Below are 15,391 nucleotides of genomic sequence, written 5' to 3'. Positions count from 1 at the left end.
CTGATTTCATGAGGCGGCAGCGCATCGCTGCCCGCAAGGATAAAATGACTTTGATGCATACTGGCGCTTTCAAGCGCCACACAAACTCGCCGCGCAAGAACTCGGCGGCAGGCGAAACCATGGGCCGGTACATGACTTCCACCGCCATGCTTTCGCCCCTCGAACTGCGACGCATCGTCGCAGCGATGGTCGACTGATCAGGAAGACCCTCGCGGAAAGGCCTGGCGCGGACTTGCGTTGGGCCGGGCCGCGTCCAGCAGGAGATGTCCTATGGATATCAACAAAGAATATGCCGCTCATCAGCAAGCGTTGATGCGGGCCGATCATTCGGTCTGCAATGACGTTCGCCGGGCACATCTTGCTCAAGCCTTGTCGATTGCAGGCCGGATAAGCGCTGTCCAGCGCCAACTCGGCGCTGCTGCTGCCTGCGCCTGGAGCATTACTCATTGTTCGGCGCCGGCAAGCGCCTGATGCAAACGCGCCAGTGAATGCCGGCGCACCTATCCTGCTCGTGTCGAACTTCGACAGGTATCGACGAATTGGTTTCAGATCTGGGGCTGTGTTCCCATTCCTGCAAGACGACGACTTCCTTTCAATGGACGACTTGAAGCCTGACATCGTCAGCAATCGCTGATGTCCACCAATGTTTCTTGAAAGGAAACGATCATGACTACCGGAACCGTAAAATTTTTCAACGAAGACAAGGGCTATGGCTTCATTCAGCCTGATGACGGCAGCAAGGACAGCTTTGTCCATATTTCTGCCGTGCAGGCTGCCGGCCTTGGAACTCTGAGCAAGGACCAGCGCGTGTCCTATGACGTCGAGACCGGCCGCAACGGCAAGGAATCGGCGATCAATCTCAGCAGCGCCAACTGATCAACAGACATGTCGGCAGCCTGCTGGGGAACTGCCGACATGTCCGATGCCCCTGACCACAACCAAGGAGTGAATGCTTATGGCGCTTTCGTACGAATTTCTCATCGAACGAGCCGAGCAAGCCGCCCAAGAAGCGGCTTGCTGCGTGCTGGAGAATGTGCGGGCACGGGCATTGCGCTCCGAGAAGGCATGGCGCAGCATGGCCAATCAGGTCCTTGAAGTCGCGCGCAACCGGGAGCTTGCCCAGCACGAAAAGCTCGCTGCGAGCCATTTGCTAGGTGCTTCGCAATGACAGAGAACCCGAACCTTGCCGAAAAAGACCTGATTGATGCACTTGAGGCCTCGGACGTTTCCGCCATCAACGGAATTGTCAGCCTTGCCAACATCCTGAGAAAGCGAGGCCTCCTGAATGACGCGGAGACCTCGGCCATGCATGAGAGCATGAGTCTGCCGCTGGGATTGCCTAAATATGCCGAAAACCCGGCTGTTCAGGACCTTCAGCTGAATATTGATCGGCTGTTTGCAGTCGTTGTGGCGCCAAAGTGAGGCCCGCGCCTTCGGCGGATTCAACCGGTCATCGCAACACTGGCTTCATACTGCCCAGCGAGGAATTGGTCGAGAGCTTCTGCAGGTGTTTTCCATCCGAGAGTTTTGCGAGGCCGAGTATTTAAGGTGTGAGCAACAGCATCCAGTTCACGGGTGTTATGATTGCTCAGGTCTGTGCCTTTCGGGAAGTACTGGCGTAGCAGGCCATTGGTGTTCTCGTTCGATCCTCGCTGCCAAGGGCTTTGCGGATCGCAGAAGTAGATATCAAGCCCGCTTTCGACGCGCAGCCGGGCATGTTGCGCCATTTCTGCACCTTGATCCCAAGTCAGTGACTGGCGTAGCTTTTCAGGCAGTTTGCACATGGACTCGGCGATAGCTTCACGAACAGCTTCGGCGCCATGCCCGGCAAGAGGAGGACCGTTCTTGATCCCCTGGCCGCGTTGATAGCCGTCCATGCGCGGCAGGTGCAGCAGCATCGTAAAGCGCGAACTGCGTTCGACAAGCGTGCCGATCGCCGAGCTGTGCATGCCAAGGATAAGATCGCCCTCCCAGTGTCCGGGAACAGCCCGATCTTCCACTTCCGGTGGCCGTTCGCTGATCATGATGGCATCCGTCACGAATGATTTTCCGCGACCTCTGACGCGTTCGCGAGGTACGCGCAGCGCACGGCCAGAGCGCAGGCATGCTGTTAGATCCCGGCGTAAGGCGCCACGCCCTTGAATATACAGCGACTGATAGATCGCTTCATGGCTGATGCGCATGGTAGTATCCTCCGGGAAATCGATCCGAAGCCTCTGCGCGATCTGCTCGGGGCTCCATGCAGTCGACCAACGCCTGCTTTGGCGATGAACAGCGCGACGCTTCTTCCATACCACTGCCGGGCCGGCAAAGCCGATACCCTGCGCATCTGTAACCTGGCCGGAAAGACGCTCCTCCACATAGGCCCGCAATGCAGGATTTGTCGCCAGCTTGCTAGGTCTAGGTCGCGCTGCCGCACGGTCCGCATGCCATTGGGCTGCAATGGCCCGGTAATCCAGATTGCCGCCACGGGTTGCAGCGTTGCGCCGAATTTCACGCGAAATCGTACTCGGCGAACGCTGGAGCTTGCGTGCGATTGCGCGGATCCCGGTTCCCCGGGCGAGTTCGATTGCGATCTCCTCCCGCTCGTGGAAGGTTAGAAATCTACCGGTAAGTGCAGGTGCCAAAGGCGCCAGATGTGTTGGCGGCATACCTCCCGAACTCCGAAACCAGCGTGGACCAAGCGGCGTCGAAATACCGGCATCGGCAGCGGCTTGCTCACTTGAGCGGCCTTGGACAATCGCCTGCCAAAAGCGGCGTTGATGCTCACGCCGCCATGCGGGTGGACGTCCAGGTGAACGCAATTTTCCTCGTGTGCTTCGCTCTGATGCGCGTCGACCCGCCATGACCACAACCTCCAATTTTCGGGGTGTTGCGATGACCGGTTGAATCCGCCTTCTATGCTGTGTTCGCGCGCGGGGCTGACGCGGCAGAGAGCCTCGAAGATGCGCACCAGATCCACCTGTCCTCACGCCGTGCTGCGATCGATCAACGTGAATGTGCGATCGGTTCCAACGCCCTGATCAGCGTCCGGGCACGTCAGGAATGGCGGCGCAACCGGAATTAAAGCGTTTTGCAACGCCGTTCGGCGTCGAGTTTCGCGAACCAGATCACATGCTTGGCGCCTTTGCCGTTGCCTTGCTTGTCATAGCGCGCATAGACCGTAACCTCGTCCACCGCGAAACCGGCGGCTTTCAGGCGTCGTGTGAAGGCGTCGTCGCGCGCGGCGGACCAGATTGCCAGCACCCCACCGGGGCGCAACGCGCGGGCAGCAGTGCGCAACCCGGCCTTGGCATACAGTCGGTCATTGCCGGCGCGCACCAAGCCGTCGGGTCCGTTATCGACATCGAGCAGAATGGCATCAAACCCGCCCGCAGAGCCAGCGATCACGTCGACGACATCGCCCTGTACAAGCCTGACGCGCTGATCGTCGAGGCAGCCTGCAGCCACGTCGGCCATCGGCCCGCGCGCCCAGGCAATGATCTCGGGCACGATTTCCGCAACGGTGACCTGTGCGTCATCAGGCAGATTGGCCAGCGCGGCGCGCAAAGTGAAGCCACCCCGATCAGGTCGTGCCCGGGCAGTTCGGCGATGGATTGCGGAAGGCCGCGCCGGTCGAGATAGTCGCGATGGGCATAAAGACCGAGTTGCACCGTGCCGATCCTGCGCGCGACCAATGCCTGCTGGACAGGATCGACCATGCGGATCGCGATATCCGCGCGGCGTTGCAGCAGATCATCGACAGCATCGCTTGCCACAAGTTCGATCGACAGCTTGGGATATTGACGCCGGATGGCGGCCAGCATGGGCGGCAGATGAACCGGTCGACCGGGCCATGGATATCAGCGCTTGCGGGCAAACCAGATATGATGGTTCACACGTGTTCCATCGACGGATTGATCGGCTTCGACAGCAAAGGCGTTGACCCTGACCTCGCTGACGTCGAACCCGGCTTGCTCCAGCCGCTGGGTAAAATCTCCGTCGCCATCGGCTGACCATACCGCCAGCACGCCGCCGGAGCGCAACGCTTTTCGGCTCGCCTGCAATCCGGCGGGGGAATAGAGAATGTCGTTGCGACGGCGGGTCAGACCTTCAGGGCCGTTGTCCACATCCAGGAGGATAGCATCATAGCCGCTCGCCGCCGAATGGATCAGCAGGCCGACGTCATCGATCACCACCGTCACCCGCGCATCGTCCAGGCAGCCATCCGTCAGGCGATGCATCGGCCCGCGCGCCCAGACCAGAATTTTCGGCACCAGTTCGGCCACGATCACGCTGGCATCCTTGCCAAGCGCCGCCAGCGCCGCGCGTAGGGTGAAGCCCATGCCATAGCCGCCGATCAGCACCTGCGGCGCATTCTGTCCGGCGATTCTTTCACAGGTCAGAGTGGCCAGCGCCTGTTCAGAAGCGAACATATCGCTGCTCATCAATTCGTTCCGACCAAATACGATGGCGAACTCGTCGCCGCAGCGCAGCAATTGCAGCTCAACGCCACCAGGCACCTGCGCGCGGTCAACAAGATCATATTTTCTCATCATCGTGGCGCTCCGTTCGCAATGAACGCCAACCTCCCCGTTTCGGTTGCCCGAGTAATCCAAATATCGACAGCATCAAAGGAAGCATTGAAGGGCAGATCGCCCACCAACGGGCGCTCCGTTACATGGTTGCGGCAACGGCTGACGATGGTGACCGGCATCTCATGGCAAGGAGGGGGTGTAATTGTGGCGGGGCTGGATTGAGGTGCGGAAATGGGATGGAAACTCCGGCGGGGACGCGGGTTGGGATGATTGGGCAAAGCAGATGCCGGCCGGATCGGTGTATATGGCGCCTAGATGATATGGAGCGAAGTTGCCACGATAATCGCGCAGCCGATCTTCCGCTACGTAAATTGACTTTTGAAAAATTTCGACCTATGGCGGTAACCGCTAACGTCGCCTGCGACGGAATTTGAATCCGATTAATTCGGTTATCCTTCTCTTCACATGCTGCTGGCTCCATCCGCGCTTTTGCGGGTGGGTTCTCTTGTTTTCGTGAAAAGGAAACACCCATGCCCATCGGCACCGTCAAGTTCTTCAATACTGACAAAGGTTATGGCTTCATTGCGCCCGAAGATGGCGGCAATGACAGCTTTGTCCACATCAGCGCGGTTCAGCACGCCGGAATGGCCACGCTGAACAAGGACCAGCGTCTCAGCTATGAGGTCGAAACCGATCGTCGCGGCAAGCAGTCCGCAGTCAATCTGGTTTCTGCCTGATTCAAGTGTTCGCCGGTGTCCGTAGGGGCATCGGGAAATGTCCGTCGCGATGAAGGGTTTCCTTTCGGCGCGGCGGCCCGTGTCTGGCCTGCTTGATCCGCTCTGCGTGATCGCAGCCGGGCACGGGAAATGCCGCCTTTGAAGCCTCCTTCCGCACCTCGGGTTCGGGAGGGCTGCTGCCTATTCAACCCAACCCGTCCTTATACGGCCGAGAGGCCGCCGCTTACCTGAATTTTTGACAATCCATATGCTTACCATTCTGAAATTTATCGCTTTCTCTGTGAAATCCACTTCGGTTCATCCTTATTTTGCGCATCGGTTGCCATCGGGCGTCCTCACTGTCGCCGAAATGCAGCGGTTGGTGGCTGATATGGTGGATTGATCGACAGCTTATCCCGTTGGGAAAGGATCGCCATGGCCAACTCAAGCGAATATTACCGGCATTGCGCCGAACAAAGTCTGCGCCATGCCGAGGCAAGTATTCTGGCCAATGCCCGCGAACGCCATTTGCATTCGGCGGCGGCATGGCAGGCGATGGCAGAGCGTGTGGCCAAGATAGAGGCCAATCGCCGCGAGAGCCAGGAGCGCGAGATCTCCGCTCGCTTGCCCGACGATGAAAACCCGCTTGATGAGTGATTGTGCTGCGTGATGGCCTGGACGCATTCCGGCAATAAAATATAACCTTAATGCGGAAATCGGGCCAAAGTCATTGGCATTCTTTGCCTTAAAACCGCGCCGGTATGGTGCTGAACCGGCGGCAAGCCAGATAACATGTATGACGGTCTATCCCAACCGATCCTCGTCAGTATAGATCTCAAAGCGCGATAGCGTAACCAGACCAAAAGTTGTGGTAAGCGCTGCATCAGCCGCGTCGCGCCCGCGCGCCATCAAAATGCGCCCGCGTCGGGGAAAGTTATGGCGCGCGTCAAAGACGTACCAGCGATCGCCCAGCCATACTTCGAACCAGGCGGAAAAATCCATGTCGCCCACGGCGGCAGGCAGATCCATATCGCCAAGGTAGCCGGTGCAATAGCGCGCGGGAATGTTCATGCAGCGGCACAGGGCAATCGCCAGATGCGCGTAATCGCGGCATACCCCGGTGCGCTCATGAAACACATCCCACGCCGTTTTGGTCGGGCGAGCGGCCATATAGTCAAAGCGAATCGCGCCATGGACATAATCGACGATAGCCTGCACGAGGCCCCAACCTTGCGGAACCTGGCCAAATAGGCCCCAGGCCAATTCGGTAAGGCGGTCGGTTTCGCAATAGCGACTGCTCAGAAGATAGTGGAGCACATCATCGGGCAATTCTGCCAACGGCGCCTGCCGGGCATGAACATCCACCCGGTCGGGTTCGAAGGAATCCTCGATCACAAAGCCGCAGGAAATGGTCAAGCCGCCTGCCGGCATGGTCAGCCGGGTGCAGATGTTGCCGAAGTTATCGACATAATCGTACATCGGCACATCGGGTGTGGTGAAGATACGCTGTGCGGTGCGCAGGTCCTTGTTGCGCGATGCATGGACACTGAGCTTGGCCAACATCGGGACGGGCTGCTCACAGGCAAAACCAATATTATATCCGGCGCGGATCAGCATGCTGAATGTCTTTCATCGGAGGACAGAGCCATCTGCCGGAATCCCGGCACTGGGGGGACAAATGCGGCAAGGAATGAGCGCCGGACGACCTTCGTGTTAACGACGGAAGCCTGCCTCCGCTTCACCATGAAGAGTGAATGACGATGCATCCGGCAGGCGAATGGCCGTTGGCCATGGCAGGTCTCGCTCAAATTGCTGCATGTCGGAAAGAGACAGAAGGTAGGAGAGCAGGGATTCGGCCCCCCTGTTTTCATTGACACGATCAGGATGCAGGCCATCGCGACAACTGCCGGTTGCGATATCAACCAGAGGCAGGCCCAAATCATTGGCGCCGGTAAACCATGCAAAGGCCTTGTGCGCTTCGACATGCCATGATGGCGATGGATCGACGAACGAGGCGGCGAGGCAGGCCGCGATGGTGGCGCAGGCTTCAACGGGCTGTTGGTCAAAGCATGGCGGGGTTTCGCGCGACGCCAACAGGAACCCTTGCGTACCGACCGGGCGGAAATGACCCTCCGGTGCCGTCTGGCGTTCAAGCAGCCAGCGCAGGCTGCGCAGACCGGCATCGATCAGGTCGCGCGATCCACAACTTCTGCCGGTTACGATAAGCGCCTCGCAAAGGCGGGCGTTATCATAGGCCAGCCCATCTTCGAACCAAACCCAATCATCGCTTTCACAGGCAAGCAATCGCGCCTGAAGTCGACCTCCTAGTGTCAGTTGCAGCCTTCGCGCATCGTGATTGTTTGGCCTGGCGCTGCAATAGAAAGACAAGCCCAGCAGCGCGAAGGCCCATGCCCGCGCTGAAGTGAAGGCTTTAATGGGGGGCAGTGCCTTTTCGAACAGAGCGGTAGCCCACTGGCCCCGCGGCGTTTCCCGACCTTGCGCCAAACAGGCGCCCAAGGCCCAGAGTGTGCGACCGTGGCTGTCCTCGGATCCAATATCTTCCAGCCATCGGCGATCAAAGCCCATGAAATTGCGAAACCTGCTTTGGTCCGGGTTCCATCCATGCTGGATAAAGCTGGCAAATCGGGGCAGCGCCGTTTTGATAAACTTGTTATGCCGGTTCGGGTCTCCCCGCATCTCCATGCCGCAGCACAGCAGCAGGGCGCGGGCATTGTCATCAATGCAGTAGCCGTGACTTCGGTCTGCAATGTCGTGAACCGCGTGCTGAATAAGGCCGGTGCTGTCGCACATCGCCGCAAAGTGATCGAGCGGCATGGCCGGCAATTCGGGCGACGGCTTGCGGCATGCTGCGCGAAAGGCTTCGCAATAATGCAGAGCGGTATTGCGCCACGTCATCGCACGACTGGCTACATAGGCCCGGCGCCCCATGGCAAGGCGGGAGGCTTCATTGGTCAACAGATCGGCGACCACCTCGCCAAGGCTGGCCGCATCGCCAAAGGGCACCAGAGCGCCAGAACCATCAGTCAGCAATTCGAGGGCATGCCAGTAAGGCGTCGATACCACCGGTCGCCCAAGTCCGTGCGCATAGGCCAGCGTCCCAGATGTCATCTGGGTTTCGACCATATAGGGCGTCACATAAACGTCGCACATGGCAATATGCTGGAGCAGTTCGGGCCGATCGGCAAAGTGGTTGAGAAACACCACATGCCTTTCCAGCCCCAGATTATGGACCAGCGCGATCAGGCTCTCGCGATAGGCCTCGCCAGCTTCGCGGAGCAAGGTCGGGTGAGTGGCACCCATCACCACATAGACTGTATCGGGCGCAGCAGCCAAAACCACCGGCATTGCCGAGATCATTGCCTCGATCCCCTTATTTGGACTGATCAGGCCAAATGTCAGAACGATGCGATGCCCGGAAAATCCGAGCTTCTCTTTGGCCTGTTGCGGAATGATCAGCGGCATGTCCGGAATGCCATGGGGAATGACGAGTATCTTTTTAGGATCAGCGCCGTAAACATCGATCAGGATGGAGCGCCCCTTCTGCGCCATGACCACAACGCGCATCGAAGCAGCCAGAATGGCCATGATGACCCTGCGCTGGGCGTCCGATGGGCGATCCAGAACAGTATGCAATGTTGAGACAAGGGGAATACGCAGCGCAGAAATCAGGCCAAGGACATAGTCTCCGGCCTCGCCGCCATAGATGCCGAATTCATGTTGGAGCGAAACGACATCAAAGCCTTGTTCATGGATGAAATCGACCGCTGCCAGATAGCCGCCCGCGTCCTCCTGCGCGATAGACCAGCGAACATGGGGTGGATAGGCATATTGCCCACCCTGATCACACATCGCAATGATTGCGGTCTGGGCCACGTCATCAAGGTGGCGCACGGCCAATTCAAGATCAGTAGTGAAGGTTGCGATGCCACACCGGCGGGGCAGGGCATTACCGACGAAGGCAACTCGAAGCGGTTGATTCTGAAAATCGTCTTATAGCTTGCCTTTCGGCTTGCGCGTCGCGGCCAATACCGGCGAACTTTCCAGCGGTGCCAGCGGCACGATGGTTTTGCCCTTTGTGGCTTTCGGTTTGCGGATCTCTCGATTGCTGCGTTTTTGTGATTTGGCCATGTCGGTTGTGTCCTTGGTTGGTGTGTGACCCAGGCATTGGGCCTGCTATTTGCGCGGGAATTCGCTTCGTTGCTGATGCGAAGCGCACGGGATTGCGGGTGGGGCAGAACCCCTGTCGCCAATGCGCCGTGTGTGATGGTTCGTAATTCGGCTTAGAAGATCTCGTTCCGGCACATGACGCGTCCGCCTTCGTTAAGCGGGGGCACAGCAGGTAACTCGCTCACGAGTGGCTCGACGTCGAAATTCGCGACAGATCCGCCTTTAGCATGGATTGCAGATAACTCTGCATCAATTCGATGCTCAATGGGACGTCGCTACCCATTTACCATAGTGCAAAGGATCTGCGAAAATTGGGTTTTGGCACAGCAGGGCATTACAGCCATTGTCGGTGGCACGTGCGAATTTGCGCCCAAACCTAATGTCCGCCAGATCATGCAACGTAAGCTTCGGGGTATCTGCGCTACTTACAGCTGAAAAGTGATGGGATAGATGTAGACTGACACCGAGCCGTTTCCACACATCCTCTACAGGATACCGCGCTTGATAATCTGGGTCACCGCATCACGCACGCACTCATCGCTGAAATTGGGTTCCCCTATCGCCGCCTCCTGTCCTCACAATTGGGGATCACAGTCGTCCAGAAACCTGGTGGCTGTTCACAGAATGCATCGAAGGGGTGAACCGACGGCCGCTTCCGCAGGGCCTGCTTTGCAACGCTTTCGTCCGCTTTAAGGGCGAATGGCGTTGAAAAGCCGGCTTCAACGCCATGCCATCATTTTTATGCCGCTCTTGCTCTCAACTGGTCAAAACTGTGGCGCACCAGCATGGTGCCATTGCGCCAGACCGGTATCAGCAGATTGTCAGCATCGGTCACATTCTCCGCACGGGCGATGTTCAAACGCCCATCTCGCCGCACCACGGCCTGGCGGCCCGCCTTGCTGGCCTTGGTCGGGTCAGTCGCGGGGGCCTTGACGACATCGCGCCAAACACCGGTGTCATCGCGCATGGCATTGGCCTTCATGGCAAAGCGCAAAGTGTCGCGGTTGACCTGTTGCAGCAGGCCGCCGCCCATGCCGAAGGCGATGTTGTCGATGGCAAAACCTTCCGCAATCAACCGGTCGATCAGGCGAGCGATGGTGGCGGGGGTCATGCCGTCGCCCTGTATCACGCGGACATGCGGGTCGAGAACACGATAACCCTTCGCATTCACTGCGCCGCCAAAGGCATCCCACAGCATCCTGATCACCCGCACCGGCGTTTCCACCGGATCGCCGCTGTCGGGCCGCACCACCAACGTTCCGTCACGGGCCAGAACCTTCTCACGTAAGGCGCCGCCCCATATGCCGGTGATCGCCGCATCCAGATCATAGCTGTCCGAGACGACCGCCACCACGCCATCAAACGCGTCGAGCATATTGGCATAGGCGTCCTGCTCACGCTCGCGGCCCCAGCTGGTCATCGTGCTGTGTTCCGCCGCAGGGATAGAGAAACCCGCCATATCCGCGCCATAATAGCGGCGTGCGGCCAGCAAAGCCTCCATCGTGTCCGTGCCCATGAAGTTCACCAGATGCGCCATGCCGCCCAGACCTGCGCTCTCCCCGCTGCTGACCCCGCGTGCGCCGAAATCGTGCAGTTTGAAGGGCAATTGGCCCGCCGGGTCCTCGCCGGTCTTCTCCAGCCCTGCGGCGATGATCAGGCGGCATTGGCGGCTAATGGTGGCCACCGTGGTGGGATACCAGATAGCGCGCAGTAGCGCCGTCTCGATAAAGGTCGCCAGCCATGGCAGGCGCGGATCGGTCGTTTCCACCTGCACCATGGGCACGCCGGTGGGCACGATCATCCCTTCGGGCAGGGCGCGGATGGTGATGGGCAGGAAACCGGCGTGATCGTTCAGGATGATCTCCCACCCGGCGCGGTTGAAGGGCACACCATGGGCGGCGCAGATCGCCTCGGCCTCGTCAATGTCACCCATGGTGATCGGACGGGCCAGCCTGTCGATCAGGAAGGGCTGAAGGCCCATGAACAGCACTTCATCGGCAAAATCATTGGCCCGCGCTTCGACATAGGCGCTGATCGCGCGTGTTTCGGGCGGATATTGCCGGAAGTGGCTGTGCTTATAGCTGTCAGTAGCCAGAATGAGATTGGTCATGGTGTGAACTCCTCACAGGGACAGGCGGACGCGGGACTCCCCCGCGCGGCATGGGACTTCAGGTCTTGGGGTGTCAGAGGTCGGCCATCTCTTCGATGATCGACCAGTGGTCCTCGAACAGCATCTCCGGCGAGAGGTCGCCAAAGCGATACCAGCGGGCATGGGCGGCATCATCGCCGCCCTTCACGCTGAACAGCTTGCGCCTTTCGGGCAGGCGGAAGAGGAAGGCGTGCGTAATGATCCGCCCGCGCAAAGAGCGGTTCGGCGCATCGAACACGCGGGTGCGCGCGTCCTCGATAAAACTGGCCAGCATGGCGGGGGGGATCTGACCCTTGCCGTCGCTGATCGAGGTTTCCTCGCGCAATTCGCGGATCGCGGCGTCGCGGATGCGTTCCTCCGGGTTCACGAAACCGCCGGGCAGGGCGAGCAGGCCCTTGCCGGGCGCGCGGCCCCGTTCGACCAGCAAGATATGGCCCGATTGCACCACCACCGCATCGGCCGTGACAAAAGGCCCGCGCCCCCATTGCTCCGGATAGGCGGCGAGGAATTCGGCTTCCTCCAGCAAAGCGCGGAATGTCTCGCCCAGCATAAAGCTGCGCAGGAATTCCGTCACGCCGGTCGAGAGGATGGAGGCGGGCACTTCGGCAATGCGTTGAAAATAGCGGCTGCGCACATCGCTGGAGGAGAAGGTGCCATATTGGCTGTCGATCTGAAGGTTCTCCCATTCGGGGAAGAGTTTCAGATAGAAGGAGGAGGCATCCTTGCCATAGCCGGTCAGGGCGACGCGGAAATCGCTGATGCCATGGGTTTGAAAGCCATGGTTGTTGCCATGATCCAGCACGATGGCGCGCACCTTGCGCTGAACCTGCGTCACCCATGCCGTGTCGGAATAGAGATGATCGTCGAGCGGAGCGATGATCAGGCGGCCCTCTGCCACTTCATGGCGAAAGGCGGAGCGCAGCATGGCTTCGCGTTCGGCATAGGTGAAGGGGTTGCGCGGGTCGCGCGCCACATTGGCCGATCCCACCAGCACAATCAGACGGTTGACCCGTTCCAATGCGTGGGTGATCACATGTTCGTGACCGATATGCAGCGGCTGAAAGCGCCCGATAAAGACGCCGAAGTCGATGGTCATGTCCGAGGCTCCCTCGAAAGATGGAAACGAGCCGGGCTCCCCGACTCGTTGTAAGAGGGCTTATAAGTGTTGAACTTATATTCAGTCAAGATATAAGTATCGCCCATGAACTATCCTCTTCTTGCCGTCACCGTCGATCTTGTCCTGATGAGCGTGGTCGATGACCGCCTCTGCGCCCTGTTGCAAAGGCGTGGGGCTGAGCCTTTCACCGGCCATCTTGCCCTGCCCGGAGGGTTTGTGGGCGAACATGAGGGGCTGGAGCAGGCTGCCCGTCGCATACTGACCGACAAGGCGGGCTTTGCTGCGGGCGAGGGCGGTTGGCTGGAACAGCTTTACACCTTTGGCGATCCGGGGCGCGATCCCCGCATGCGGACGGTCAGTGTGGCCTATTTCGCCCTGCTGACCCATGCACAACTTGCGCAAGCGGTAGGGTTGCGGGATGATCTGATGCTGGTGCCGGTCGGCGCTTTGCCCGAAGCGCTGGCGTTTGATCATGCGGCTATCCTTGCCCTTGCTCATGACCGGTTGCGCGGCAAGCTGGATTACGCGCCGGTCGCCTTTGCCCTGTTGCCCGATCTGTTCACTCTGCGCGACCTGCAAAGGGTGCATGAGGCGATCACCGGCAACAGTTTCAGCAAGCCCGCCTTCCGCCGCCGCATGCTCGACACCGGCTGGATCGAACCGACGGGCGAGCGCGAGACCCAAACCGCCTTTCGCCCCGCTGAGCTCTATCAGCGTAAGCATGAATGAACGGCGGGTTCCGATCAGCTGATTAGGTCAGGGAACGGCAGCAATTGGGGCGAAGCGAGGCATTGCGCAGAGCGTCGGCATCGATGTTCGGGCCATCCTTGGGCTCCTTCCATGCTGTCCGTGTTACGGCAATCCAGCTTGGCAACCCGAATCCTGCGCCGTTCAGGCCGTGGCGGTGATGATTTCCACGCGCGCCGGCATCCAGACGGTGCCATCGCGCAAGTTGGCGGCGCAAACTGCCGTCATACGGTCATGGGCCTCGGCCTGTTCGCGGGCTCCGGCGTCGGCCAGCGGCCCGGCCGCAGACGAGGATGCAAGGAGAAATTCCGCTGCCGCATCGGGCGTCATCCCGCCGCCGACCTGCAGGTCGCCGCGCCAGGTCTTGGCGGCGCAATCGCGAAACCCGACGGCGTCCAGCAGCGCGATCAACCTTGATGGATCGCCATAGCGGCAGGGCCCGGGCGCATCCGGGTCGGGCTGGGGCAAATCGATCACCGCCGCCACCGCATCGCGCACACTGGCCATAAAGGCCACCTCTTTGCCGGGCCCCCAAACCGCGAAAGCTAGCTTGCCGCCCGACCGCAGCCAGTGGTGCAGGTTGGCAAAGGCAAGTTCCGGCGCCTCGAAGAACATGACGCCAAAGCGCGATGCGAGGCGATCGAACTTTTCCGCGGGTCGGAAACGGGCAACATCGGCAAGGGTGAAGCGGGCGATGCTGCCCGCACGGGCTTTGGCCGCCTCGACAAGATCCGGCGAAATGTCAAAACCCTCGATCGTGCTGCCGGGCGTGGCGGCGGCAATGGCGCGCGTTGTGGCGCCGCCGCCCGCACCGATCTCGGCGATCCGCAAATGCCCGGCAAGATCCAGCGCGGCGATCAACGGGGCATCGATGGGTGCAAGCATCGCCTCCATCGGACCAAGCTGATCGCGCCATTTCACACCGCGCGTTTCGGCCCAGGTTTGACTGGATGGAGATTGGGTGGCCGCCATCGTATTACCTCGTCGAAGCTGGCTTCCCTGATATGTTCCGCGCTGCGATAAGTCCAGACAGGGCTTTTGGGACAACAAGGGCAAGGCCATCGGTGTGATAGTGACAGCGCGGTGACCGGCTGCGACCAGCATACGACGTTTCCGGATCGAGGCTTGAACGACTGTTCCCGTTGGAACTTGCCATTCTGTTTCCATTAAGCTGCCCTAATTTTATAGTGCGAATTACTGGTATTTCGTCCACAGCCTTGGGAATGACCACGCTATGCCCTTTCTGCTTCGGCGAACCCGGCCTGAGACGGCGCCTTAAGGAGTTGAGACCAAAGTTTCCACGCGATCTCAAATGCGACTTTCATTCCAATCGCAGCGGCATTCCCGTTGACGCCATCGCACCGATCATCGACGCTGTGATTGTGCCTAACTATATGATCGGCGAATATCAGCCATCGTATGGCCGCGAGGATGATCGCGCCGATTGGCAGCAACAAGGCTTGAGCTTGCGAGAAATCATCAGCGACCTAACACAAGCTGAGGATGATCGGATCTCAGACGCGATCGTCAGCCAACTCATCGACGACGATCCCTATGATCCGCGTGATGGAGGCGAACCTTTCTACTCCGATGACCAAAATTACGTTCGGGTCGAGCATACTTCCAACCCGCGCAGCGAAGCGTGGGAGCAGTTCAAGCTCGAAATTACCTACAACCGCCGCTTCTTTAGCGACCTCGCGAGGGATCGCCTTCGCCAACTCTTCGAGAACATCCATCTCCAGAAGGACGATCTCGGCCAGCCTGTAGTGTATGAGATCGGCTCAGATGAAACTTTGCGAATCTACCGCGCTCGCCAGATCAACGGTGCCAGCGAGCGCGAGAGGGTCATCGCTGATCCCGCCAATTTGCTGGGGACGCCACCGCGGCGGTTGAGAAACGCCGGCCGAATGAATGCCGCTGGCGTCCCGGCCCTTTATGGTGCTTTTGATTTCGACAC

At 59.5% G+C, this 15,391-nt stretch carries 16 protein-coding genes and 3 pseudogenes; 9 read left to right on the top strand and 10 right to left on the bottom strand.

What is annotated here, in order from left to right; translation table 11 throughout:
* Positions 1-8: 8 nt before the first annotated feature.
* From FHW92_RS14835 to FHW92_RS14815, 5 genes are all read left to right on the top strand, one after another.
* On the top strand, positions 9-197 hold the full coding sequence (locus FHW92_RS14835; protein ID WP_168604010.1) for a hypothetical protein: 189 nt from the start codon (positions 9-11) through the stop codon (positions 195-197).
* A gap of 73 nt (positions 198-270) precedes the next feature.
* The gene (locus tag FHW92_RS14830; protein WP_168604009.1) at positions 271-471 is read left to right on the top strand and encodes a hypothetical protein; all 201 of its coding nucleotides are present in this window, start codon (positions 271-273) and stop codon (positions 469-471) included.
* A gap of 195 nt (positions 472-666) precedes the next feature.
* Complete coding sequence (locus FHW92_RS14825; protein ID WP_172249258.1) at positions 667-876, top strand: cold-shock protein; 210 nt, start codon at positions 667-669, stop codon at positions 874-876.
* Positions 877-955: 79 nt separating this feature from the next.
* The gene (locus tag FHW92_RS14820; protein ID WP_168604008.1) at positions 956-1,168 is read left to right on the top strand and encodes a hypothetical protein; all 213 of its coding nucleotides are present in this window, start codon (positions 956-958) and stop codon (positions 1,166-1,168) included.
* Positions 1,165-1,422, top strand: coding sequence for a hypothetical protein (locus tag FHW92_RS14815; RefSeq protein ID WP_168604007.1), 258 nt, complete (start codon positions 1,165-1,167; stop codon positions 1,420-1,422). Before FHW92_RS14820 ends, FHW92_RS14815 begins: the two co-directional genes overlap by 4 nt.
* 20 nt (positions 1,423-1,442) lie before the next feature.
* Here the strand turns inward: FHW92_RS14815 and FHW92_RS14810 are convergent, their stop codons facing one another.
* From FHW92_RS14810 to FHW92_RS14795, 4 genes and pseudogenes are all read right to left on the bottom strand, one after another.
* Positions 1,443-2,846: an IS30 family transposase gene (locus FHW92_RS14810; protein ID WP_168604006.1), complete on the bottom strand. Its 1,404-nt coding sequence runs from the start codon at positions 2,844-2,846 to the stop codon at positions 1,443-1,445.
* Between the two features lie 217 nt (positions 2,847-3,063).
* Positions 3,064-3,558, bottom strand: a pseudogene (locus tag FHW92_RS14805) (MnmC family methyltransferase); the annotation flags it as partial.
* 29 nt (positions 3,559-3,587) lie between these two features.
* Positions 3,588-3,806: pseudogene (locus FHW92_RS25800) on the bottom strand (LysR substrate-binding domain-containing protein); the annotation flags it as partial.
* A gap of 36 nt (positions 3,807-3,842) precedes the next feature.
* The gene (locus FHW92_RS14795) at positions 3,843-4,598 is read right to left on the bottom strand and encodes a spermidine synthase (protein ID WP_349237691.1); all 756 of its coding nucleotides are present in this window, start codon (positions 4,596-4,598) and stop codon (positions 3,843-3,845) included.
* Positions 4,599-5,047: 449 nt separating this feature from the next.
* Here FHW92_RS14795 and FHW92_RS14790 point away from each other — a divergent pair, with 449 nt between their 5' ends.
* Both FHW92_RS14790 and FHW92_RS14785 read left to right on the top strand, forming a co-directional pair.
* The gene (locus FHW92_RS14790; RefSeq protein ID WP_168604005.1) at positions 5,048-5,254 is read left to right on the top strand and encodes a cold-shock protein; all 207 of its coding nucleotides are present in this window, start codon (positions 5,048-5,050) and stop codon (positions 5,252-5,254) included.
* 414 nt (positions 5,255-5,668) lie between these two features.
* A complete protein-coding gene (locus FHW92_RS14785) occupies positions 5,669-5,890 on the top strand; it encodes a hypothetical protein (RefSeq protein WP_168603607.1) in 222 nt (73 codons plus the stop codon).
* Positions 5,891-6,037: 147 nt separating this feature from the next.
* Here FHW92_RS14785 and FHW92_RS14780 read toward each other — a convergent pair whose 3' ends face one another.
* The 5 genes from FHW92_RS14780 to FHW92_RS14760 all read right to left on the bottom strand — a co-directional run bounded on the left by FHW92_RS14780 (position 6,038) and on the right by FHW92_RS14760 (position 12,666).
* Positions 6,038-6,850, bottom strand: a complete 813-nt coding sequence (locus FHW92_RS14780) for a transglutaminase family protein (RefSeq protein WP_168604004.1) — start codon at positions 6,848-6,850, stop codon at positions 6,038-6,040.
* Between the two features lie 96 nt (positions 6,851-6,946).
* A complete protein-coding gene (locus FHW92_RS14775) occupies positions 6,947-9,145 on the bottom strand; it encodes a glycosyltransferase family 4 protein (protein WP_349237690.1) in 2,199 nt (732 codons plus the stop codon).
* A 99-nt stretch (positions 9,146-9,244) separates the two neighbouring features.
* Entirely contained in the window at positions 9,245-9,382 is a 138-nt protein-coding gene (locus FHW92_RS14770) for a hypothetical protein (RefSeq protein ID WP_168604003.1), read from the bottom strand.
* A 778-nt stretch (positions 9,383-10,160) separates the two neighbouring features.
* Positions 10,161-11,531 carry a nicotinate phosphoribosyltransferase gene (locus FHW92_RS14765; protein ID WP_168604002.1) on the bottom strand — a complete coding sequence of 457 codons (1,371 nt, stop codon included), beginning with the start codon at positions 11,529-11,531 and terminating at the stop codon, positions 10,161-10,163.
* A gap of 73 nt (positions 11,532-11,604) precedes the next feature.
* A complete protein-coding gene (locus FHW92_RS14760; protein WP_168604001.1) occupies positions 11,605-12,666 on the bottom strand; it encodes a bifunctional nicotinamide-nucleotide adenylyltransferase/Nudix hydroxylase in 1,062 nt (353 codons plus the stop codon).
* Between the two features lie 105 nt (positions 12,667-12,771).
* On the opposite strand from FHW92_RS14760, the gene FHW92_RS14755 reads away from it, so the two are divergent.
* Positions 12,772-13,416: an NUDIX domain-containing protein gene (locus FHW92_RS14755; protein ID WP_168604000.1), complete on the top strand. Its 645-nt coding sequence runs from the start codon at positions 12,772-12,774 to the stop codon at positions 13,414-13,416.
* A gap of 162 nt (positions 13,417-13,578) precedes the next feature.
* On the opposite strand, the gene FHW92_RS14750 is transcribed toward FHW92_RS14755, so the two are convergent.
* Complete coding sequence (locus tag FHW92_RS14750; protein ID WP_210428508.1) at positions 13,579-14,406, bottom strand: class I SAM-dependent methyltransferase; 828 nt, start codon at positions 14,404-14,406, stop codon at positions 13,579-13,581.
* Between the two features lie 251 nt (positions 14,407-14,657).
* Here FHW92_RS14750 and FHW92_RS26240 point away from each other — a divergent pair.
* A pseudogene (locus tag FHW92_RS26240) lies at positions 14,658-15,377 on the top strand (hypothetical protein); the annotation flags it as partial.
* Positions 15,378-15,391: the final 14 nt, after the last annotated feature.

It is taken from the genome of Novosphingobium sp. SG707 (genome assembly GCF_012275515.1).
Lineage (GTDB): Bacteria > Pseudomonadota > Alphaproteobacteria > Sphingomonadales > Sphingomonadaceae > Novosphingobium.
The sequence above is the reverse complement of the archived record's forward strand: the minus strand, read 5'-3'. Positions and strand labels throughout refer to the sequence as shown.

What these genes read in the sequence shown, in the direction of transcription:
- FHW92_RS14835 (WP_168604010.1), top strand. Translation starts at nt 9, where the DNA reads ATGAGGCGGCAGCGCATCGCTGCCCGCAAGGATAAAATGACTTTGATG.
- FHW92_RS14830 (WP_168604009.1), top strand. Translation starts at nt 271, where the DNA reads ATGGATATCAACAAAGAATATGCCGCTCATCAGCAAGCGTTGATGCGG.
- FHW92_RS14825 (WP_172249258.1), top strand. Translation starts at nt 667, where the DNA reads ATGACTACCGGAACCGTAAAATTTTTCAACGAAGACAAGGGCTATGGC.
- FHW92_RS14820 (WP_168604008.1), top strand. Translation starts at nt 956, where the DNA reads ATGGCGCTTTCGTACGAATTTCTCATCGAACGAGCCGAGCAAGCCGCC.
- FHW92_RS14815 (WP_168604007.1), top strand. Translation starts at nt 1,165, where the DNA reads ATGACAGAGAACCCGAACCTTGCCGAAAAAGACCTGATTGATGCACTT.
- FHW92_RS14810 (WP_168604006.1), bottom strand. Translation starts at nt 2,846, where the DNA reads ATGGCGGGTCGACGCGCATCAGAGCGAAGCACACGAGGAAAATTGCGT.
- FHW92_RS14790 (WP_168604005.1), top strand. Translation starts at nt 5,048, where the DNA reads ATGCCCATCGGCACCGTCAAGTTCTTCAATACTGACAAAGGTTATGGC.
- FHW92_RS14785 (WP_168603607.1), top strand. Translation starts at nt 5,669, where the DNA reads ATGGCCAACTCAAGCGAATATTACCGGCATTGCGCCGAACAAAGTCTG.
- FHW92_RS14780 (WP_168604004.1), bottom strand. Translation starts at nt 6,850, where the DNA reads ATGCTGATCCGCGCCGGATATAATATTGGTTTTGCCTGTGAGCAGCCC.
- FHW92_RS14770 (WP_168604003.1), bottom strand. Translation starts at nt 9,382, where the DNA reads ATGGCCAAATCACAAAAACGCAGCAATCGAGAGATCCGCAAACCGAAA.
- FHW92_RS14765 (WP_168604002.1), bottom strand. Translation starts at nt 11,531, where the DNA reads ATGACCAATCTCATTCTGGCTACTGACAGCTATAAGCACAGCCACTTC.
- FHW92_RS14760 (WP_168604001.1), bottom strand. Translation starts at nt 12,666, where the DNA reads ATGACCATCGACTTCGGCGTCTTTATCGGGCGCTTTCAGCCGCTGCAT.
- FHW92_RS14755 (WP_168604000.1), top strand. Translation starts at nt 12,772, where the DNA reads ATGAACTATCCTCTTCTTGCCGTCACCGTCGATCTTGTCCTGATGAGC.
- FHW92_RS14750 (WP_210428508.1), bottom strand. Translation starts at nt 14,406, where the DNA reads ATGGCGGCCACCCAATCTCCATCCAGTCAAACCTGGGCCGAAACGCGC.